Origin of the sequence: Pseudomonas sp. NBRC 111131 (assembly GCF_001320525.1) — a bacterium.
GTDB classification, from domain to species: domain Bacteria; phylum Pseudomonadota; class Gammaproteobacteria; order Pseudomonadales; family Pseudomonadaceae; genus Aquipseudomonas; species Aquipseudomonas ceruminis.
This window is the reverse complement of record NZ_BCBH01000020.1, coordinates 83,381-102,930: the sequence shown is the minus strand read 5'-3', so window position 1 is coordinate 102,930 and position 19,550 is coordinate 83,381. Positions and strand designations below refer to the sequence as shown.

Annotated in this window: 15 protein-coding genes and 4 tRNA genes; 17 read left to right on the top strand and 2 right to left on the bottom strand. The window is 63.8% G+C overall.

Translation table 11 applies throughout. The annotated features are described in order from the left end of the window. Nucleotides 1-186 precede the first annotated feature (186 nt). The 16 genes from APH34_RS18440 (at nt 187) to APH34_RS18365 (ending at nt 14,889) form a co-directional block, all read left to right on the top strand. Entirely contained in the window at nt 187-1,191 is a 1,005-nt protein-coding gene (locus tag APH34_RS18440) for an aspartate-semialdehyde dehydrogenase (RefSeq protein ID WP_054902378.1), read from the top strand. Between the two features lie 72 nt (nt 1,192-1,263). Next, nucleotides 1,264-3,987 (top strand): FimV/HubP family polar landmark protein, encoded by a 2,724-nt coding sequence (locus APH34_RS18435; RefSeq protein WP_054902377.1) that lies wholly within the window; start codon nt 1,264-1,266, stop codon nt 3,985-3,987. A 137-nt stretch (nt 3,988-4,124) separates the two neighbouring features. After that, entirely contained in the window at nt 4,125-4,979 is an 855-nt protein-coding gene (truA, locus tag APH34_RS18430) for a tRNA pseudouridine(38-40) synthase TruA (RefSeq protein ID WP_054902376.1), read from the top strand. Nucleotides 4,980-5,051: 72 nt separating this feature from the next. Next, nucleotides 5,052-5,672 carry a phosphoribosylanthranilate isomerase gene (locus APH34_RS18425; RefSeq protein WP_054902375.1) on the top strand — a complete coding sequence of 207 codons (621 nt, stop codon included), beginning with the start codon at nt 5,052-5,054 and terminating at the stop codon, nt 5,670-5,672. A 224-nt stretch (nt 5,673-5,896) separates the two neighbouring features. After that, nucleotides 5,897-6,790, top strand: coding sequence for an acetyl-CoA carboxylase, carboxyltransferase subunit beta (gene accD, locus APH34_RS18420; protein WP_054902374.1), 894 nt, complete (start codon nt 5,897-5,899; stop codon nt 6,788-6,790). Next, on the top strand, nt 6,790-8,076 hold the full coding sequence (gene folC, locus APH34_RS18415) for a bifunctional tetrahydrofolate synthase/dihydrofolate synthase (RefSeq protein WP_054902373.1): 1,287 nt from the start codon (nt 6,790-6,792) through the stop codon (nt 8,074-8,076). Before accD ends, folC begins: the two co-directional genes overlap by 1 nt. A gap of 4 nt (nt 8,077-8,080) precedes the next feature. Next, nucleotides 8,081-8,746, top strand: a complete 666-nt coding sequence (locus APH34_RS18410; protein WP_054902372.1) for an SPOR domain-containing protein — start codon at nt 8,081-8,083, stop codon at nt 8,744-8,746. A 133-nt stretch (nt 8,747-8,879) separates the two neighbouring features. Then, on the top strand, nt 8,880-9,437 hold the full coding sequence (locus APH34_RS18405) for a CvpA family protein (RefSeq protein ID WP_012313468.1): 558 nt from the start codon (nt 8,880-8,882) through the stop codon (nt 9,435-9,437). A 42-nt stretch (nt 9,438-9,479) separates the two neighbouring features. Beyond that, nucleotides 9,480-10,985 carry an amidophosphoribosyltransferase gene (gene purF / locus APH34_RS18400; RefSeq protein ID WP_054902371.1) on the top strand — a complete coding sequence of 502 codons (1,506 nt, stop codon included), beginning with the start codon at nt 9,480-9,482 and terminating at the stop codon, nt 10,983-10,985. A gap of 16 nt (nt 10,986-11,001) precedes the next feature. Next, entirely contained in the window at nt 11,002-12,213 is a 1,212-nt protein-coding gene (locus APH34_RS18395) for an O-succinylhomoserine sulfhydrylase (protein ID WP_054902370.1), read from the top strand. Beyond that, the gene (locus APH34_RS18390; RefSeq protein ID WP_054902369.1) at nt 12,210-12,983 is read left to right on the top strand and encodes an SDR family oxidoreductase; all 774 of its coding nucleotides are present in this window, start codon (nt 12,210-12,212) and stop codon (nt 12,981-12,983) included. The genes APH34_RS18395 and APH34_RS18390 overlap by 4 nt, the downstream gene beginning before the upstream one ends. Nucleotides 12,984-13,224: 241 nt before the next feature. Beyond that, nucleotides 13,225-13,300, top strand: a tRNA-Val gene (locus APH34_RS18385). Nucleotides 13,301-13,379: 79 nt separating this feature from the next. Then, nucleotides 13,380-13,456, top strand: a tRNA-Asp gene (locus APH34_RS18380). A 101-nt stretch (nt 13,457-13,557) separates the two neighbouring features. Continuing rightward, nucleotides 13,558-13,634, top strand: a tRNA-Asp gene (locus APH34_RS18375). A gap of 140 nt (nt 13,635-13,774) precedes the next feature. Continuing rightward, nucleotides 13,775-13,851, top strand: a tRNA-Asp gene (locus tag APH34_RS18370). A 198-nt stretch (nt 13,852-14,049) separates the two neighbouring features. Next, on the top strand, nt 14,050-14,889 hold the full coding sequence (locus APH34_RS18365) for a DUF2242 domain-containing protein (RefSeq protein WP_054902368.1): 840 nt from the start codon (nt 14,050-14,052) through the stop codon (nt 14,887-14,889). A gap of 262 nt (nt 14,890-15,151) precedes the next feature. Here the strand turns inward: APH34_RS18365 and APH34_RS18360 are convergent, their stop codons facing one another. Continuing rightward, nucleotides 15,152-16,192, bottom strand: a complete 1,041-nt coding sequence (locus tag APH34_RS18360) for an AraC family transcriptional regulator (RefSeq protein ID WP_054902367.1) — start codon at nt 16,190-16,192, stop codon at nt 15,152-15,154. 4 nt (nt 16,193-16,196) lie between these two features. After that, the gene (locus APH34_RS18355) at nt 16,197-17,315 is read right to left on the bottom strand and encodes a nitrilase-related carbon-nitrogen hydrolase (protein WP_054902383.1); all 1,119 of its coding nucleotides are present in this window, start codon (nt 17,313-17,315) and stop codon (nt 16,197-16,199) included. A 184-nt stretch (nt 17,316-17,499) separates the two neighbouring features. Here APH34_RS18355 and APH34_RS18350 point away from each other — a divergent pair, with 184 nt between their 5' ends. Continuing rightward, complete coding sequence (locus tag APH34_RS18350) at nt 17,500-19,536, top strand: NADPH-dependent 2,4-dienoyl-CoA reductase (RefSeq protein WP_054902366.1); 2,037 nt, start codon at nt 17,500-17,502, stop codon at nt 19,534-19,536. Nucleotides 19,537-19,550 lie beyond the last annotated feature (14 nt).

Here is a 19,550-nt window from a genome sequence, read left to right as displayed (position 1 = left end):
CCTCCCTCCGCAAGGCCTGCGTTCGGCCTCCTGAAGTCGCATCCTGTGTTGCCTGAGCTACCGCGCGCTTAGAAGCAAGAGCAAGATCAAGATCAAGATCAAGATCGACCGCTTTGGGGGCACAGACAAAACTCTACAATCCAAGTAAAGTGCCGCCCCCGCCGTTTCAGCAAAAGGATCCCTGACATGACCCAACCCCTGGATATCGCCGTCGTCGGCGCCACCGGTAGCGTCGGTGAAACCCTCGTACAGATCCTCGAAGAGCTGGACTTCCCGGTCGCGACACTGCACCTGCTGGCCAGCATGGAGTCGGCGGGCAGCAGCGTCATGTTTGCCGGCAAGAAGATCAAGGTGCGCGAAGTGGACAGCTTCGACTTCACCCAAGTCAAGCTCGCCTTCTTCGCCGCCAGCCCCGCCGTCAGCCGCAGCTTCGCCAGCAAGGCCCAGCAGGCAGGTTGCACGGTCATCGACCTCTCCGGCGGCCTTGACGATGCCCTCGCCGTAGTGCCCGAAGCCAACGCCCACAGCATTGCCAACCTCACATTGCCCGCGCGCATCGCCAGCCCCAGCTGCGCAGCCGTGGCCCTGGCTGTCGCCCTGGCACCCCTCAAGGGCCAGCTCGACATCGAACGGGTGCAAGTCATGGCCGCATTGGCGGTATCCGCCCAAGGCCGAGAGGCGGTCAACGAACTGGCCCGCCAAACCGCCGAACTGCTCAATGCCCGTCCGCTCGAGCCGCAGTTCTTCGACCGCCAGATGGCATTTAACCTGTTGGCCCAGGTCGGGGCTGCCGACGAACAGGGCCATACGCTGCTTGAACACCGCCTGGTCAACGAATTGCGGGTGCTGTTGGGCCTGCCAGAACTCAAGATTTCCGTGACCTGCGTTCAAGTCCCGGTGTTTTTCGGCGATAGCTTCAGTGTGGCCCTGCAAAGCCGTAGGCCGGTCGACCTGGGCGCAGTCAATGACGCGCTCGAGGGCGCAGACAGCGTTGAGTTGGTGGAACGCGACGATTATCCGACCCCGGTCGGTGACGCAGTAGGGCAAGACGTGGTCTATGTTGGTCGTGTACGCCATGGTGTCGACGAAAACCAGCAGCTCAACCTCTGGCTGACCACCGACAACCTGCGCAAAGGCGCCGCGCTCAACGCTGTGCAGGTGGCGCAATTGTTGATTAAACACATGGCGTAAAAGATACTGGCGAGCACTTTTGTCCCACGCCATGTGCGGGTTTTCGGGACGATTCATACAAGGGAAGAGGTCATGCTTCGAATTCGCAAACTGGTTCTGGCCATGGCGGCAGCGTCGGCGCTGTCGTCTGGCATGGCGAATGCCCTGGGGTTGGGTGAGCTGACGCTCAAGTCAGCGCAGAACCAGCCGCTGGACGCCGAGATCGAATTGCTCGATGTGCGCGACCTCACCGCTGCCGAAGTGGCGCCGAGCCTGGCGCCGCCGGAAGAGTTCAGCAAAGCCGGGGTGGCGTATCCGACTTATCTCGAAGACCTGACCTTCACGCCGGTGATCAACCCCAACGGCAGGAGCGTGCTGCGGGTCACCTCCAGCCAGCCGCTGCCAGGTACGGTGGTCAAGTTCCTGGTTCAGGTGATGTGGCCCCAGGGCCGCCTGCTGCGTGACTACAGTGTGCTGCTCGACCAGGCCAAGGCCCAGGGCCAGCAGCCAGCCGCAGCGAATGTCGCCCCGGCGGTGAGCAGTGCCGGCAGCTATACCACCAAGCGCCGCGATACCTTGTGGCAGATTGCGGCGCGCAACACCCAGGGCGGTGGCTCGGTGCAGCAGACCATGATCGCCATCCAGGCGCTGAACCCGGATGCCTTCATCGGTAACAACATCAACCAGCTGAAAGTAGGCCAGGTGTTGCGCCTGCCCGATCAGCAGCAGATCCAGAGCATTCCCCAGGGCGAAGCCAACCGCGAAGTGGCCGAGCAGTATGCGGCCTGGCGTGAAGGCCGCCGCCTGGGTCCGCGTGCCCGCCAGCTCGATGCCACCCGCCGCGGTGCTGCCGACGCTGCGCCCGAGCGTATCGCCCAGGGCGATAACCTGCGCCTGGTCAGCCCGGGCAACCAGGCAGGCGCCGGCACAGCCAAGGCAATCAACGACAAGCTGGCCGTCGCCCAGGAAAGCCTGGACACCAGCCGTCGTGACAACGAAGAACTCAAAAGCCGGATGAGCGACCTGCAGAGCCAGTTGGACAAACTGCAGCGCCTCATCCAGCTCAAGAATGACCAGCTGGCCCGCCTGGAGGCGCAGGGTGCCGAAGGCGCAACCCCGCCCGCAGCGTTGCCGGGTGAGCCGGCGCAGCCCGCTGCAGATGCCCAGGCCGCTCCAGCCGAGCCTGTCGTGCAGCCAGCGCCTGCGGCCGTCGATACCGCACCAGAGGCAGCACCTGCCAATGAGCCTGCACCTGCCGCCGAGCAGCCAGGTGCCCTTGACCAGGTGTTGGGCAACCCGCTTCTGCTTGGCCTGATCGCAGGTTCTGCATTCCTCGTGCTGCTGCTTTTGCTGTTGCTGCTGGCGCGCAAGCGCAAGGCCCAGCAGGAAGCCGAAAAGCACCTGCGCATGGCGCGGGCGCTGGCTGAGGAGAGCGCGCCTGGCCCAGACCTTGACCTGCCGCCAAGCAGCTTCGACGAGCTGGAGGTTGCATCACCTACCGTTACCCTGTCGCCGGCCGTGGTGGCCGCTTCCGCTGCAGCGGCCGTGGCCGCGGAAAAACCCACCACTCCCACACCCGCGGCGCCGGTTGCAGAGCCTGCACCTGTGCAAGACCCGAACGCCGAACTGCTGGCCGAGGTGGAGCAAAGCCTGGCGCGCGGTCGCCTGAACCATGCTGCCGATCTGCTGGAGACTGCAGTGGCGGCGCAGCCTGAGCATGATGGCCTGCGCCTGAAACTGATGGAAGTCTATGCCCGCCAAGGCGACCACAGCGCCTTCGTCGAGCAGGAACGCAAGTTGCCAGGCAATGATGACAATATCGCCCAGGTCAACGGGCTCAAGGAACGCTACCCCGCCATGCTCGGCCTTGCGGCTGCAGGCCTGGGTGCTGCAGCGCTGGCCGCCGAGCTGGATCAACAGTACGTACACGACCTGCTGCAGGACGCACCCCAGGACCCTGCTGCGGTGGAGTCAGAGGCCGATCCAGCCGTGCAAGCGGTTGTGGAGCCCGAGCCAGAAGCAGCGTCTGACCCTGAGCCTGAGGTGGCGCGTGAGCCGGTCATCGAGCCTGCCGCCGACGAAGCTGGCGAAGCGTCAGTTCTCGATGACAACGATTTCGACAGTGCCTTCGACCTGAGCCTGGGTGATGACCTGCCGTTGGACGACACACTCGAGCCGCCAGTGCTGGATGAAGCCGCGTTGGCCGAGCTGCAGGAAGACGCTGAGCCCGTTGCACCGGCGGCCGAGTCGCCAACCGATGCCGATGACGATTTCGAAACGTTGCTGGCCCAGGCCCATGCCGAACCGCAGAACGTTGACGACCTGGCCGACTTCGATCTGGATATCGCCGAGCCCACCGCCGCGGATGCTGTGGACGAACCCCCTGTGGACGTTGCCGCCGAGCTGGCAGCCTTCGACGCCATCCCGGAGTTCGACCCGATCTCGGAACTTGAGCTGCCTGAAGACTTCGATCTGTCATTGTCGCTGGATGACGAATCACCGGCCGCCAAAAGCTTTGCCTCAGAGCTGAACGACGTCAACGCCGAACTCGACAAACTGTCGCAAAGCCTTGAGTCGCCGTCGCTGGAGCCGCACTTCACCGCTGCGGACGCCGCTCAGGAGCCGGAGCCGCTGGACGATCTGGACTTCGACTTCTTCTCTGGCAGCGACGAAGTGGCGACCAAGCTCGACCTGGCGCGTGCCTATATCGACATGGGTGACCACCAGGGCGCCCGCGACATCCTCGACGAAGTGGTCAAGGATGGTGACGATACTCAGCGTCAGGAAGCCGAGGACATGCTGTCCCGGCTGATCTGAGGTTGTCTGTGCCGGCCTTCATGTAGGCAACCTGCGAAGGGGCCGGCCAAGCAAGTGCGAACCCAACGGCAGCCCAACAAGGCTGCCGTTGTCGTTATAATCTCCGCCATTCCGTATACCCCACAGGTTTCACGCTCTTGGACATCATCGACACCGCCGCCACCGAAGCCGCCGCCGAAGGCTACACCCGTATCGCCCTGGGCGTGGAATACAAAGGCTCGCGCTACCGCGGCTGGCAGCGCCAGGCCAGCGGTGTGCCGAGTGTCCAGCAGGCGCTGGAGCAAGCGTTGTCGAAGGTGGCCAACGAGCCGATCAGCGTGGTCTGTGCCGGGCGCACCGATGCCGGCGTGCATGGCTGCGGCCAGATCGTGCACTTCGACACCCAGGCGGTGCGTGACGAGCGCGCCTGGACGCTGGGCAGTAACTTCAACCTGCCCCACGACATCAGCGTGGTGTGGTCGCGGCCAATGCCAGCGGACTTCCATGCCCGCTTCAAGGCCACCGCTCGGCGTTACCGCTATGTCATCTACAACGACCCGATCCGCCCGGCACACCTGGCCGAGGAGGTCACCTGGAACCACCGCCCGCTGGATGTCGAGCGCATGGCCGAGGCAGCGCAGTTCCTGCTCGGCACCCACGACTTCAGCGCCTTCCGTGCCAGCCAGTGCCAGGCCAAGTCGCCGATCAAGCATATCCACCATCTGCGCGTGACCCGCCATGGCCGGATGATCGTGCTGGATGTACGTGCCACGGCCTTCCTGCATCACATGGTGCGCAACATTGCCGGGGTGCTGATGACCATCGGTGCGGGCGAGCGCCCCGTGGCCTGGGCCCGCGAAGTACTGGAAAGCCGCAACCGCCGCGAGGGGGGCGTGACCGCCCATCCCTATGGCCTGTACTTGGTGCAGGTGGAATACCCGGAGGCATTCCAGCTGCCGCAGCGTTACATTGGCCCACACTTTCTCAGCGGCTATGAGGCACTGGCAGACTGACGGGCGAAAAGTCATTTGCTACCATCGGGCCTTTCACCCGCTCTTTCAGCACAACAGCAGGGTTCGTCGTTCATGAGCAACGTTCGCAGCAAGATCTGCGGGATTACCCGCATCGAAGACGCGCTAGCCGCCGCCGAGGCGGGGGCTGATGCCATCGGTTTTGTCTTCTATGCCAAGAGCCCGCGTGCCGTCGACGTACGCCAGGCGCGGGCGATCATTGCCGAGCTGCCACCGTTCGTGACCACCGTGGGCCTGTTCGTCAACGCCTCGCGTTGCGAGCTGAACGAGATCCTCGAGGTCGTGCCGCTGGACCTGCTACAGTTCCACGGCGACGAAACGCCGGCCGATTGCGAAGGTTATCACCGGCCCTGGATCAAGGCGCTGCGGGTGCGCCCGGGGGACGATATCGAGGCTGCTTGCCAGCGGTATTCCGGGGCCCGTGGCATGCTGCTCGACACCTACGTTGCCGGCGTTCCGGGTGGAACGGGTGAGGCGTTCGACTGGTCACTGGTACCGGCACGGCTGAGCAAGCCGATCATCCTCGCGGGCGGGTTGTCCGCAGCCAATGTCGGCCAGGCCATTGCCCAGGTGCGGCCGTACGCGGTGGATGTCAGCGGGGGGGTGGAGCAGGCCAAGGGCATCAAGGATGCGGCGAAGATCGAAGCCTTCATGCGCGCGGTGAAACAGGCGTGATGCCAGATGTGACGGCTGGCTGCGCGCCATCGTCCATAGCTATCGCAGCCCTGCGGGGCGGCACGCTGGCATGCCCGGCGGCCAGAGAACACATTGAAGACGGCGCGGTACGCAGGCAGCCCCTGTGGCCGATTCGTCATCGTTTCATAGAAGAATTTGAGCTCAAAGGGCAGGGCATGGCCGGCCAGACCGGTCCCCGCCCGCCAATACTGGAGAAATAAAGCATGAGCAACTGGTTAGTCGACAAACTGATCCCTTCGATCATGCGTTCCGAGGTGAAGAAGAGCTCGGTGCCAGAAGGCCTGTGGCACAAGTGCCCGGCCTGCGAGGCCGTGCTGTATCGTCCGGAGCTGGAAAAGACCCTGGATGTCTGCCCCAAGTGCAACCACCACATGCGCATCGGTGCGCGGGCGCGCATCGACATCTTCCTCGACGCGCAGGGCCGTGCTGAACTGGGCGCCGACCTGGAACCGGTCGACCGCTTGAAGTTCCGTGACGGCAAGAAGTACAAGGACCGCCTGGCCGGGGCCCAGAAGCAGACTGGCGAAAAGGACGCACTGATTTCCATGAGCGGCACCCTGATGGGCATGCCGATCGTGGTCAGCGCCTTCGAGTTCTCCTTCATGGGGGGCTCCATGGGTGCCATCGTCGGCGAGCGTTTTGTGCGCGCCGCCAACTACGCCCTGGAAAACCGCTGCCCGATGGTCTGTTTCTCGGCCTCCGGTGGCGCGCGTATGCAGGAAGCGCTGATTTCGCTGATGCAGATGGCCAAGACCTCGGCGGTGCTGGCGCGTCTGCGTGAAGAAGGTATCCCGTTCATCTCCGTGCTGACCGACCCGGTATACGGCGGGGTGTCCGCCAGCCTGGCGATGCTCGGCGATGTCATCGTCGGTGAACCGAAGGCGCTGATCGGCTTTGCCGGCCCGCGTGTCATCGAGCAGACCGTGCGTGAAAAACTGCCTGAAGGTTTCCAGCGCAGCGAGTTCCTGCTGGAGCACGGCGCCATCGACCTGATCATTTCCCGTGGCGAGTTGCGCCCCCGCCTGGCTCGCTTGCTGGCGCAGATGACTGGCCAGGAAACGCCTGAGCAGGCACGTGAGGCGGCTGCGGTCGCGTGATGAACGAAAGAACCCTGGGCGAATGGCTCGCCTACCTCGAGCAGTTGCACCCCTCGGCCATCGACATGGGCCTGGAGCGCTCGCAAAAGGTGCTTGCCCGCTTGGCGCTGGGCAAACTGGCGCCGCGTGTGGTAACGGTTACCGGCACCAATGGCAAGGGCTCGACCTGCGCCTTCGTGGCGTCGATGCTGCGTGCCCAGGGGCTCAGAGTCGGCGTGTACAGCTCGCCACATTTGCTGCGCTACAACGAGCGGGTGCTGATCGACGGCCAGGAGGCCAGCGATGAGCGCCTGTGCGAAGCGTTCGCTGCCGTGGAGGCGGCGCGTGGCGAGGTTTCCCTGACCTATTTCGAGATGGGCACCCTGGCCGCGTTCTGGTTGTTCTATCAGTCGCAACTGGATGCCGTGGTGCTGGAAGTGGGCCTGGGTGGCCGCCTGGATACCGTGAACGTGGTCGATGCCGACCTGGCGCTGGTCACCAGCATTGGCGTCGACCATGTCGATTACCTGGGTGATACCCGCGAGCAGGTGGCCTTCGAGAAAGCCGGTATCTTCCGTCCGGGCAAGCCTGCGCTGTGTGGCGACCTCGATCCTCCTCAGCCGCTGCTGGACAAGGCCCGAGAGTTGGCTGCGCCTTTGTACCTGCGGGGCCGTGACTTCGACCTGGTCAGCGCCGACGGTGTCTGGCACTGGCGGGGGACGACCCTTGAAGGTGCGCTGGTAGAGCTGCGTGACCTGCCCTTGCTCGACCTGCCGATGGAAAACGCCACCCTGGCCTTGCAGGCCTACCTGCTGATGGGCCTGCCATGGGAGGCCGGGCAGTTGCGCCAGGCATTGCTCGATACCCGTATTACCGGGCGCCTGGATCGTCGCGTGGTGGCCTGGCAAGGCACGCCCGTGGAGCTGCTGCTGGATGTGGGGCACAATTCCCATGCGGCCGACTACCTGGCGCGCCGCTTGGCGGCGCGTGAGCTCAAGGGCCGTCGCCTGGCGGTCTTCGGCCTGCTCGCCGACAAGGACCTGGGCGGCGTCATCGCGCCGCTGCAGGGGTTGGTCGACGATTGGGCAGTTGCGCCGCTGGCCACGCCCCGCAGTCGTCCGGCGGCCGAGCTGGCGGGCGCGTTGACGAACCTTGGCGCCGCCGTGAAGTCTTATGCCAGTGTTGAAGCCGCTCTGCAGGCGCAGTGCGCACAGGCGACGGCGGATGACCAGATCCTGTTGTTCGGTTCGTTTTTCTGTGTCGCCCAGGCCCTGGAGTGGCTGGAGCGGCAGGCCCTGGAGGGGTGAGTAGATGGCAGTGCTGGATAAAGGGATGAAACAGCGCATGGTGGGTGCGTTGGTGCTGGTGGCGCTGGCGGTGATCTTCCTGCCGATGCTGTTCACCCGCGAGGTCGAGATGCGTCAGGTACGCGTCGAAGCCCCGCAGGCACCGGCCATGCCGAGCCTGCCGGAGGTCAAGGTGGACCCGGTTGTGGTGCCGGAGCCCCAGCCGCTGCCGGAGGAACCTCAACAACCGCCGGTGGTGGTCAACGAGTCCAGTGCCCCGGTCGCCACGCCAAGCCAGCCGATCAGCCCCTCGCCGCAGACGCAGGCTCAGCCTCGGCAACAGGCGCCGGTGGCAACGCCGGCACCCGCGCCCAAGGCTGAAACCCGCGCCTCGGCCACTCCCGCACCGGCAGCGACGGCCAGCGCACCGTCGAAGATCGATACCAACGGGTTGCCGGTGAGCTGGTCGATCCAGCTGGCCAGCCTGTCCAACCGCGCAGGTGCCGAAAGCTTGCAGAAAACCCTGCGCAGCCAGGGTTATAACGCCTACATCCGTTCGGCCGGAGGCATGAACCGGGTGTATGTCGGGCCTTTGATCGAGCGTGCCGAGGCCGAGCGCCTGCGCGACACCATCAACCGGCAGCAGAACCTCAAGGGCTTCGTGGTGCGCTTCCAGCCGGAACGCGGTTGATTCAAGGGTTGCCTTGTGGCTCATTGACGGGCTTGCCCGTAAATGAGCCACTGCTAATCGGCCTGACATTCCGCTTACTCCCGGCCCATCGCTCTGGTAAAATGCGCCGCCTCAAACGTCTGCAGGCAGCACCGTGGCATTTACCTGGGTTGATTGGGCGATCATCGCGATCATCGCCGTCTCCACACTGATCAGTCTCAAGCGCGGCTTCGTCAAGGAAGCCTTGTCCCTGCTCATCTGGATCATTGCCGGGGCGGTTGCCTGGATGTTCGGCGGGTCGCTCTCGGTGTACCTTGAAAGCTATATCCAGACCCCGTCGATGCGCATCATCGCCGGCTGCGCCATTCTTTTCGTCGCCACCTTGCTGGTGGGCGCCATGGTCAACTTCCTTGTTGGCGAACTGATTCGCGTGACCGGGCTGTCCGGCACCGATCGTTTTCTCGGCATGGCCTTCGGCGCCGCGCGCGGGGCCTTGCTGGTGGTGGTGGCCATTGGGCTGCTGAGCCTGGGGCCAGTGCAACAAGATACCTGGTGGCAGGAATCGCGCCTGATACCACAATTTCTATTGGTCGCTGATTGGTCGAAAAACCTGATCCTGGGTTTCACCAGCCAGTGGATGTCCAGTGGTGTGATCAGCACTCCGGCTGATCTCCCGTTCAAGGAACAGTTGCTCGGGCCCGCAAAGCCTTGAGCGCTATTCACTCAAGTTTCATCAAAGTAGGGGTTGCGTCGCATGTGTGGCATCGTCGGTATCGTCGGTAAGTCGAACGTCAATCAGGCGCTGTATGACGCGCTTACGGTCCTCCAGCACCGCGGCCAGGACGCTGCCGGTATCGTGACCAGCCACGACGGCCGGTTGTTCCTGCGCAAGGATAATGGCCTGGTGCGCGATGTCTTCCAGCAGCGCCACATGCAGCGCCTGGTTGGCCACATGGGTATCGGCCACGTGCGCTACCCGACCGCGGGCAGCTCGACCTCGGCCGAGGCCCAGCCGTTCTACGTCAACTCGCCGTATGGCATCACCCTGGCGCACAACGGCAACCTGACCAACGTCGAGCAGTTGGCCAAAGAGATCTACGAGTCCGACCTGCGTCATGTCAACACCAACTCCGACTCGGAAGTGCTGCTGAACGTGTTCGCCCATGAGTTGGCGGTGCGCGGCAAGCTGCAGCCGACCGAAGACGACGTGTTTGCCGCGGTGTCCCACGTGCATAGCCGCTGTGTTGGCGGTTACGCGGTGGTGGCGATGATCACCGGTTACGGTATCGTCGGCTTCCGTGACCCCAACGGCATTCGCCCGGTGGTGTTCGGCCAGCGCCACACCGACGAAGGCGTGGAATACATGATCGCCTCGGAAAGCGTGGCCCTGGACGTGCTCGGCTTCACCTTGATCCGCGACCTGGCACCGGGCGAAGCGGTATACATCACCGAAGAAGGCCAGCTGTACACCAAGCAGTGCGCCGAAAGCCCGAAACTGCAGCCGTGCATCTTCGAGCACGTCTATCTGGCCCGCCCGGACTCGATCATGGACGGGGTGTCGGTGTACAAGGCGCGCCTGCGCATGGGCGAGAAGCTGGCCGAGAAGATCCAGCGCGAGCGCCCGGACCACGACATCGATGTGGTCATCCCGATTCCGGACACCAGCCGTACCGCGGCCCTGGAACTGGCCAACCACCTGGGCGTCAAGTTCCGCGAAGGCTTCGTCAAGAACCGCTACATCGGCCGTACCTTCATCATGCCCGGCCAGGCTGCGCGCAAGAAGTCGGTACGCCAGAAGCTCAACGCCATCGAGCTGGAATTCCGCGGCAAGAACGTGATGCTGGTCGACGACTCGATCGTGCGCGGCACCACCTGCAAACAGATCATCCAGATGGCCCGCGAAGCCGGCGCGAAAAACGTCTACTTCTGCTCTGCGGCCCCTGCGGTGCGCTACCCCAACGTCTACGGCATCGACATGCCGAGCGCTCACGAACTGATCGCCCACAACCGTACCACCGAACAGGTGGCCGAGTTGATCGGCGCCGACTGGCTGGTCTACCAGGACCTGCCAGACCTGATCGAATCGGTCGGTGGCGGCAAGATCAAGATCGAGCACTTCGATTGCGCGGTGTTCAACGGTGAATACGTCACCGGCGACATCGACGAAGCCTACCTCGACCGTATCGAGCAGGCCCGTAACGACTTGGCCAAAGTGAAGAACCAGGCTGTCAGCGCGATCATCGACCTCTACAACAACTGATTTAGGGAGCGACGGCATGACGGATCAATGGGATGCCGGTCGACTGGACAGTGACCTCGAGGGTGTCGGTTTCGACACCCTGGCGGTGCGTGCCGGTCAGAACCGTACACCGGAGGGTGAGCACAGCGAAGCGCTGTTCCTGACCTCCAGCTATGTCTTCCGCACAGCGGCTGATGCAGCCGCGCGCTTTGCGGGCGAAACACCGGGCAACGTCTATTCGCGCTACACCAACCCGACCGTGCGCGCCTTCGAGGAGCGCCTGGCGGCCATGGAAGGTGCCGAGCAGGCCGTGGCGACGTCCACCGGCATGGCGGCGATCCTCGCCGTGGTCATGTCGCTGTGCAGCGCTGGCGACCATGTGCTGGTATCGCAGAGCGTGTTCGGCTCGACCATCAGCCTGTTCGAGAAGTACTTCAAGCGCTTCGGCGTCCAGGTTGACTACGTACCATTGGTCGACCTGGCGGGCTGGGAAAAGGCCATCAAGGCCAATACCAAGCTGCTGGTCGTCGAGTCGCCGTCCAACCCGTTGGCCGAACTGGTGGATATCACGGCCCTCAGCGAGATCGCCCACGCCCGTGGTGCCATGCTGGTGGTGGACAACTGCTTCAGCACGCCGGCGTTGCAGCAGCCGCTCAAGCTCGGCGCTGACATCGTGTTCCACTCGGCAACCAAGTTCATTGACGGCCAGGGCCGTTGCATGGGCGGTGTGGTGGCCGGGCGTAGCGAGCAGATGAAGGAAGTGGTCGGCTTCCTGCGGACCGCCGGCCCGACCCTGAGCCCATTCAACGCCTGGATCTTCACCAAGGGTCTGGAAACCCTCAAGCTGCGTATGCGTGCCCACTGCGAGAGCGCCCAGGCACTGGCCCAGTGGCTGGAGCAGCAGGATGGTGTGGAAAAGGTGCATTACGCCGGCCTGCCGAGCCACCCGCAACATGAATTGGCCAAGCGCCAAATGAGCGGTTTCGGCGCCGTGGTCAGTTTCGAGGTCAAGGGGGGCAAGGAGGGCGCCTGGCGCTTCATCGATGCTACCCGGGTGATTTCGATCACCACCAACCTGGGCGACAGCAAGACCACCATCGCACACCCGGCCACCACCTCCCATGGGCGCCTGACGCCGCAGGAGCGTGAAGCGGCGGGTATTCGCGACAGCCTGATCCGCGTAGCCGTGGGTCTGGAAGACGTGGCCGACCTGCAAGCTGACCTGGCGCGTGGGCTGGCAGCGCTGTGATCGACTGGAAGGGTGGCGGGCCGGGCCATAACGGCCGGGTAGCCCTGGTAACCGGTGCCGCACGCGGCATCGGCCTGGGCATCGCTGCCTGGTTGATCTGCGAAGGCTGGCAGGTGGTGCTAAGCGACCTTGACCGCCCGCGCGGTGCCAAGGTGGCCAAGGCGCTGGGCGATAACGCCTGGTTCATCACCATGGATGTGGCCGATGAAGCACAGGTCAGTGCCGGGGTGTCCGAAGTGCTCGGGCAGTTTGGTCGGCTGGACGCGCTGGTGTGCAACGCGGCTATCGCCAATCCGCACAACCAGACCCTGGAGAGCTTGAGCCTGGCGCAATGGAACCGGGTGCTGGCGGTCAACCTCAACGGCCCCATGCTGTTGGCCAAGCATTGTGCGCCGTACCTGCGCGCGCACAATGGCGCCATCGTCAACCTCACCTCCACCCGTGCCCGGCAGTCCGAACCGGACACCGAAGCCTACGCGGCGAGCAAGGGCGGCCTGGTGGCGCTGACCCATGCCCTGGCCATGAGCCTGGGCCCGGAGATCCGTGTCAATGCGGTAAGCCCTGGCTGGATCGATGCGCGTGATCCTTCCCAGCGCCGTGCCGAGCCGTTGACCGAAGCCGACCATGCCCAGCATCCAACCGGCAGGGTAGGGACGGTGGAGGACGTGGCGGCCATGGTGGCATGGCTCCTGTCGCGTCAGGCGGCATTCGTCACCGGCCAGGAGTTCGTGGTCGATGGTGGCATGACCCGTAAGATGATTTACACCTGAACCTGAGCGACGCGCTGTAAGCTGCAAATGACAAGAAGGGACCGCCAGGTCCCTTCGTCATTTGCAGGGTTGGGAAATCGAACAGGCGACACCTGGCTTTTTCTGACCGCCGCAAGCCTGAGGCGCGTAGTGACTTTTTTGCCCTTTTTTAAAAAAAATTCAACAGGGGTATTGACTTAGCATCGGTACCTGCGTAAATTTCGCGGCCTCAGCGAAGCAAACGCAACAAGCAACATCGCGGGGGTGATTAGCTCAGCCGGGAGAGCATCTGCCTTACAAGCAGAGGGTCGGCGGTTCGATCCCGTCATCACCCACCACTTCCTGAGAGTTCCTGGCGCAGGACGCTTCGAAAGAAGCTGATGCCAGAGAGGAACAAGGCCTAGTAAGCCACTATGCGCAGCGGTAGTTCAGTCGGTTAGAATACCGGCCTGTCACGCCGGGGGTCGCGGGTTCGAGTCCCGTCCGCTGCGCCACTTTCAAGTAACAGATGGGTGCTTTGCACCGGTCTGAAGCCAGAAGGCAAATAAGCCTGAGGCTGATCCCAGTTTCAATCGGGCGCAAGCCTGAACGATACGCAGCGGTAGTTCAGTCGGTTAGAATACCGGCCTGTCACGCCGGGGGTCGCGGGTTCGAGTCCCGTCCGCTGCGCCATCTTCGTTTCGAGGCCCTTGAACTCCTCGAAGCAACCACAAAGAGAGCGATCATCGTGTCGCTTTTTTTGTGCCTGCCCTGAGGCCTTAGTGCCGGAAGGGTAGACCCAGGTTTCAACCGGGCGCAAGCCCGAGCGATACGCAGCGGTAGTTCAGTCGGTTAGAATACCGGCCTGTCACGCCGGGGGTCGCGGGTTCGAGTCCCGTCCGCTGCGCCATCTTCGCCTCGAGGCCTTGAACTCCTCGAAGCAACGTGAAAAGCGACCTTAGGGTCGCTTTTTTCGTTTCTGCGTCCTGTCATCGTGCGGGAGGAGCCAGCTTTACACCAAGCTGACACACTCTTCACTGATGAACGGTTTCAGTGTCCGTGCGCTGTGATGCACAATAGGCACCTCTCGACTTTCCCGGAATTCGCAATGACCAGATCATCCGTCTTTGGTGCGCTCGGGCTGGCCCTGGTGCTGGCGGGCTTGTCCGGTTGCTCTTCGAAAAAAACCGCCATCTACGAGCACGAAAACTTCGACGACTCCGGGACGTTCTCCCGCAGTTTCCCGGTGAGTGATGCCGGCTCGTGCGAGGCTGCCCGGCGCGCGCTGCTGAGCCAGGGTTACATCATCACCAGCAGTGGCCCGAGCCAGATCGCCGGTAACAAGAGCTTCCAGCAAAACAGCGAAAACCACCTGCAAATCAGCTTCAGCGTGACCTGTGCACCGGACAGCAGTGACGAGCAGCGCTCGACGATGTTCGCCAATGCCCTGCAGGACCGTTACGCCCTGAAAAAGTCCAATACCTCGGCCAGCCTCGGCGTAGGGGTACTGGGTTCGGTATCGATGCCGATCGGCTCCAGCGATGACTCCATGGTCAAGGTCGCGAGCGAGACGGTGACTGCGCCGCAGTTTTACGAACGGTACTTTGCCCTGGTCGAGAGCTACCTGCCGAAACCGAGAAAGGTCAGCAAGGCCAAGGCTGAGGCGCCTGCGCCGAAGGTCGAAAAACCCGCGCCTGATCTTGGGCTGCCGGAACAGGTCTCCGCGGCACCTGTCGCTGCCCCTGCAGTTGCCCCAGCAGCATTGGCTGCTCCTGCCCCCGTTCCTGCACCGGCGCCTGCGGTAGCCTCACCGGCAAACGAAGCGGCCATAGCGCCAGCAGTGGATGACAGCCAGGGGTCAAAGCCCGTAGCACCGCCGGCCGCACCCGCGCCCATTCAGGTGCAGCAAGAGCCGCAGCCCACCGAAGGCGCACCGCCGGCCCAGTGAACGGCTGGCAGTGCGCTGGCCCGCTAGCGGGTTTCATTCGCTGTTACAGATCAACGGCAATAACGTCCAGAACACCTGCTACGTTTACCACTCATACGCTTGTCATCATGCCTTCATCCAACCTGCCTAGGTTGAAGGCATGACCTTACGAAGAACATGAGTGAAGAGGACGCAGGGCAATGGACGACTATCAGGAAGAGCTGCTCGAATACCAGGCCTATGAGCTGGACACCCCAGAACCTGCTGACGATGCCACCGAGCTTTAACCCGCCTGCCGCTGGCTGCGGCGAAACTCCCCTGGCGTAAGGCCTGTCCAGCGCTTGAATGCGCGCTGGAAGGCTTCTGCCGATGCGAACCCCAACAAATAGGCGATCTCGCCAAAGGCCAGTTCCGTATCACGGATGTAGGTTTCGGCCAGGTCGCGTCGGGTATCGTTGAGCAGGCTGCGAAAGCGCGTGCCTTCTTCTGCCAGTTTGCGCCGCAAGGTCCACGTGGGCAGTTGCAGGTGCAGCGCCACTTCCTCCAGATCAGGTTCGCGGCCACCGTTGAGCAAGGGCCCCAGCAGGTGCGTGATGCGTTCGCCCAGGCTACGCACCCGCGTGCGTTGAAGCAGTTCTGCTTCGCACAGTTGCAGCAGATGCTGCCAGGTACTGGGGCAATGCTGAGGGTTGCTCAGCGCCAGCGTTGCACGGCTCAGGCGCAGTTGGTTGGCACTGGCGCCAAATTGCACTGCAGTGCTGCACAAGGGCTGGTACTGGGCGGCATAAGAGGGGGGCTGGAATTCGATCTCCAGGCGTTCCGCCTGCAAGGCAACACCGGCCAGAGCCGCAAGTTGCGCCAGCCAGCCGCTCAGCAGCGAGTCGACCACAAAGCGGTTGTAGGCGTTGTAGGGGCTGATCGAGTAGAAGCGCAGCCAAGCCCCCTGGGCATCTTCCTGAAAGCTTGAATGGCCGCGGTAGTTGGCAGCGTACAGCGGCTCGAAACGCAACAGCGTGCGTGCAGCTTCGCCCAAGGTAGGGGCCTGGGCCGCCGTGATACCTGCAAGGCCGGCGTGGGCCAGCCGGCTGAGGCGTCCCATGTGTAAACCAAGAGCGGGCTCCCCGCACAGTTCAATGGCCGCATGGCCAAGGTGCATGTAACGGGGTATCGACAGGCGCGCACTGGCTTCGGCCAGGCGGGGCGCGTCCAGCCCATAGCGGCGCAACAACGGTGATGGGTCATGGCCCAGGCCGCGCAGCGCCTCGGCCAGGGGCTGAACGAAACCGACCGACAGATCGCCCAGGCGCATGCGGGGGCGGGCCATGCGCTTATAACCACACGTTCAGCAGGCGTGCGCCGTGGCTCGGCGGCCCGGCCAGTAACTCGCCCGCCTGGAGGGCAAAGCCCTGGCCGTCGCTGCCCTGTTCCCAGAACTGGCCACGCATGAATACGCTCATGCTGCTGACGCCTTCGCCAGCGGCCTGGGTAAGGCGTTGCCAGGCCGTCTGCTCGCTAACCTCGCCCCGCTGCAGGGCCAGCTCGGCGGCGGCGTCCTGATGGCGGTTGCCACGCCACGGCGCCTCCCAGCTGCCTTTGCCGCTGAGAAATACAGGGTTGGCGATCAACTGCACCTGTTGCCGTTGCAGCTGCTGGTGGTTTTCCGGGTACCAGCTGTCGCTGCCAATCAATACACCCAGGCGCCCTGCAGGGGTCTGCAGGACCTGAAGCGGTTGCTGGCGGCCGTCATGGATAAAGCGGCGCACTTCGCTGTCGGGAAACTGTTGGCGCTGGGGCTGGCCCAGTAACGAACCGTCACCGGCAAACACCAGGCTGCTGTTGAACAACGGGCCGCTGCCAGCGTGCAGCACACCTTGTTCGACGTAGGGGGCGGGCAGCACGATGGAGCCGGCCACCAGGGTCACGCCGAACTCGCGGGCCAGGCCGCCGAACAGCTGTTGGTAATCGCTGGCCATCTGCTGGGCTTTCATGCGCAAGTGGGCGTCGGCGCGGCGGTCATCGCCGCTGGCGCGCAACATGGCCAAGCCATAGCGCAGCGGGTTGCTCAGTTCCAGCCATTGCTCGGCTTCACGGCTGCGGGTGACCTGGTACAGCTCGTTTTTTTCACCACGGGCCCACAGCCAGGTACCGATGTGCTCGGGCAGCACCACGACCGTGCGTGGGCCGATCAGGCCTTGGGCACGCGCCTGTTCCAGGTAGGCCGAGAGCTTGCGGTGCAGACGGTGCAGGTTCTGGTAGTCGCTGGGGTACAGCAGTGGCTCGACGCCCAGCAGGTTGCCCTGCTCGCCGGGCACGCCATGGTTGAGCGCCAGTTCGATGCGCAGGTCGGAAAGGTAGTGGCCTTCCGGGCGCTGCTGGGTCCAGAAGCCATAGCCGCAGAGGGCGGCGATCATTACCAGCGCCAGGGCGCTTGCCAAAAGTTTTCGCATGAAGCGGTACAGCGCCTTGGGGAACGAGGTTCCTAGGGTAGACCTGCTGTGCGGGAGGATCAATAAGTTGTCAGTTTCGATCATTGAGCGCATTCAAACGGCTGTTTAATGTCGGTGGCAGACAAACGACGGGGCCCGCTGAGGCTTCCGCATTCCGTGATCACGCCACCTGGGGAACCGTTCCATGGCTGCCAACCGTTATCCGCACTTGCTGGCCCCGCTTGACCTGGGCTTCACCACGTTGCGCAACCGTACCTTGATGGGTTCGATGCACACCGGCCTGGAAGAACGCCCTGGTGGCTTCGAGCGCATGGCGGCGTACTTTGCCGAGCGTGCCCGCGGCGGCGTCGGGCTGATGGTCACAGGCGGTATCGCGCCCAACGATGAAGGCGGTGTGTATTCCGGCGCGGCCAAGCTCAGCACCGAGGAAGAAGCGGCCAAGCACCGCATCGTCACCGAGGCCGTGCATGCCGCAGGCGGCAAGATCTGCCTGCAGATCCTGCATGCCGGGCGATATGCCTATAGCCCGCGGCAGGTAGCGCCTAGCGCGATTCAGGCACCCATCAACCCGTTCAAACCCAAGGAACTGGACGAGGCGGGTATCGAGAAGCAGATCGCCGACTTCGTCCATTGTGCCGTGCTGGCCCAGCGCGCCGGCTACGATGGCGTCGAGGTCATGGGGTCGGAAGGCTACTTCATCAACCAGTTCCTCGCCGCCCATACCAACCACCGTACCGACCGCTGGGGCGGCAGCTACGAGAACCGCATGCGCCTGGCCGTGGACATCGTCAGCCGCGTGCGGGACGCGGTGGGGCCGAATTTCATCATCATCTTCCGCCTGTCCATGCTCGACCTGGTCGAGGGGGGGAGCACCTGGGAGGAGATCGAGCTGCTGGCCAAGGCCATCGAGCGGGCCGGTGCGACGCTTCTCAACACCGGTATCGGCTGGCATGAGGCGCGCATCCCGACCATCGCCACCAAGGTGCCGCGGGCTGCGTTCAGCAAAGTCACGGCCAAGCTGCGGGGCGCCGTGAGCATTCCGCTGATCACCACCAACCGTATCAATACCCCGGAAGTGGCCGAACAGGTGCTGGCCGAGGGTGATGCCGACATGGTGTCGATGGCACGGCCGTTCCTGGCCGACCCGGACTTCGTCAACAAGGCGGCGGCAGGGCGAGGCGACGAAATCAACACCTGCATCGGCTGCAACCAGGCGTGCCTGGACCATACCTTCGGCGGCAAGCTGACCAGTTGCCTGGTCAACCCGCGCGCCTGCCACGAGACCGAGCTTAATTACCTGCCGGTGCAGGCGGTGAAGCGCATTGCCGTGGTTGGCGCGGGTCCCGCAGGCCTGGCAGCGGCCACCGTGGCGGCAGAGCGCGGGCATGAGGTCACCCTGTTCGACGCCGCAGGCGAAATCGGCGGGCAGTTCAACGTCGCCAAGCGGGTGCCGGGCAAGGAAGAGTTCTTCGAGACCCTGCGCTATTTCCGCAACAAGGTGGACCGCACCGGTGTCGACCTGCGCCTTAATACCCGGGTCGATGTACCGGCGCTGGTGGCGGGTGGTTTCGATGAAATTGTCTTGGCCACCGGCATCGCGCCGCGTACACCGGCCATCCCCGGTATCGACAATGCCAAGGTGCTCAGCTACCTGGACGTGTTGCTCGAGCGCAAGCCGGTCGGCGAGGCGGTTGCGGTCATCGGTGCCGGCGGCATCGGCTTCGATGTCTCGGAGTACCTGGTGCACGAGGGCGTGGCGACCAGCCAGGACCGCGACGCGTTCTGGAAGGAATGGGGCATCGATACCCAGCTTGAAGCGCGTGGCGGGGTGGCGGGCATCAAGGCCCAGCCGCACCCGCCGGCGCGGCAGGTGTACCTGTTGCAGCGCAAGACGTCCAAGGTCGGTGACGGCCTGGGCAAGACCACCGGCTGGATCCACCGTACCGGGCTCAAGAACAAGCAGGTGCAGATGCTCAACGGCGTCGAATACCTGGGCATCGATGAGGCGGGCCTGCACATTCGTGTCGGCGAGGGCGAGCCGCAGGTGCTGGCAGTGGACAACGTGGTGATCTGCGCCGGGCAGGAGCCGCTGCGTGAACTGCATGACGGGTTGGTGGCAGCGGGGCAGTCGGTACACCTGATCGGGGGCGCGGATGTGGCGGCGGAGCTGGATGCCAAGCGTGCGATCGATCAAGGCTCGCGACTGGCAGCAGCGCTTTGAGCTAGTCAGGGGCA

What these genes read in the sequence shown, in the direction of transcription:
- APH34_RS18440 (WP_054902378.1), top strand. Translation starts at nt 187, where the DNA reads ATGACCCAACCCCTGGATATCGCCGTCGTCGGCGCCACCGGTAGCGTC.
- APH34_RS18435 (WP_054902377.1), top strand. Translation starts at nt 1,264, where the DNA reads ATGCTTCGAATTCGCAAACTGGTTCTGGCCATGGCGGCAGCGTCGGCG.
- APH34_RS18425 (WP_054902375.1), top strand. Translation starts at nt 5,052, where the DNA reads ATGAGCAACGTTCGCAGCAAGATCTGCGGGATTACCCGCATCGAAGAC.
- accD (WP_054902374.1), top strand. Translation starts at nt 5,897, where the DNA reads ATGAGCAACTGGTTAGTCGACAAACTGATCCCTTCGATCATGCGTTCC.
- folC (WP_054902373.1), top strand. Translation starts at nt 6,790, where the DNA reads ATGAACGAAAGAACCCTGGGCGAATGGCTCGCCTACCTCGAGCAGTTG.
- APH34_RS18410 (WP_054902372.1), top strand. Translation starts at nt 8,081, where the DNA reads ATGGCAGTGCTGGATAAAGGGATGAAACAGCGCATGGTGGGTGCGTTG.
- purF (WP_054902371.1), top strand. Translation starts at nt 9,480, where the DNA reads ATGTGTGGCATCGTCGGTATCGTCGGTAAGTCGAACGTCAATCAGGCG.
- APH34_RS18395 (WP_054902370.1), top strand. Translation starts at nt 11,002, where the DNA reads ATGACGGATCAATGGGATGCCGGTCGACTGGACAGTGACCTCGAGGGT.
- APH34_RS18365 (WP_054902368.1), top strand. Translation starts at nt 14,050, where the DNA reads ATGACCAGATCATCCGTCTTTGGTGCGCTCGGGCTGGCCCTGGTGCTG.
- APH34_RS18360 (WP_054902367.1), bottom strand. Translation starts at nt 16,192, where the DNA reads ATGGCCCGCCCCCGCATGCGCCTGGGCGATCTGTCGGTCGGTTTCGTT.
- APH34_RS18355 (WP_054902383.1), bottom strand. Translation starts at nt 17,315, where the DNA reads ATGCGAAAACTTTTGGCAAGCGCCCTGGCGCTGGTAATGATCGCCGCC.
- APH34_RS18350 (WP_054902366.1), top strand. Translation starts at nt 17,500, where the DNA reads ATGGCTGCCAACCGTTATCCGCACTTGCTGGCCCCGCTTGACCTGGGC.